This window comes from Methylophaga sp. UBA5088 (genome assembly GCF_002414625.1).
In the GTDB taxonomy this organism is placed as follows: Bacteria; Pseudomonadota; Gammaproteobacteria; order Nitrosococcales; family Methylophagaceae; genus Methylophaga; species Methylophaga marina.
Genome location: NZ_DIAC01000113.1, coordinates 4,579 through 5,180, shown reverse-complemented (window position 1 = coordinate 5,180; position 602 = coordinate 4,579). Strand labels below are relative to the sequence as shown.

The following is a 602-nucleotide window of genomic DNA, read 5'->3' as shown; positions in this document are numbered from 1 at the left end:
TTAACTTGACTCTTATATGCTTCAGCTTCTTGAACAATTCTAAACGCTCTACCTCTGGCTTTCGGCAAGATATCATTTGAATAGGCTTCTGCCTGATTCTTTTGACGAACTTCATCTTCGCGTGCTTTTACTACGTCAGCAAATGCTGCTTGAACTTGCTCGGGTGGCTGAACATCTTGCATATTCACACTTGTGACTAACAAGCCCATTTCATGCGAATCAAGCATTGTCTGTAAGAGTTGCTCAGTACTGTTAGCGATCGCGCTTCTACCTTCAGTTAAGACGAAATCCATATTTGAACGCCCTACTGTTTCACGTACTGCACTTTCCATCATTTGACGCAAAATAACATCAGGATTTCTGACGTTGAAAAGATACGCCGGTGCATCTTGTACTCTGTACTGTACGGCAATCTTGAGATCAATAATATTTTCGTCTTTAGTTAACATCAGTGACTCAGAGTGAATGGTGCCACCACCTCGACTACCACCGCTTCTGTAACCAATCTCAGCTGTACGAATTTCTTCAACGTTGACCACTTCTACTTTTTCAATTGGGCTCGGCAGATGCCAATGTGGTCCAGGCATAGTTGTAGTGGCATA

The 602-nt window shown here is 42.9% G+C and carries 1 protein-coding gene; it reads right to left on the bottom strand.

Annotated elements, in window-relative coordinates; all coding sequences use genetic code 11:
- The coding region (hflK, locus tag B4K20_RS14390) for an FtsH protease activity modulator HflK (protein ID WP_289283427.1) at nucleotides 1-602 on the bottom strand (602 nt) is incomplete at both ends.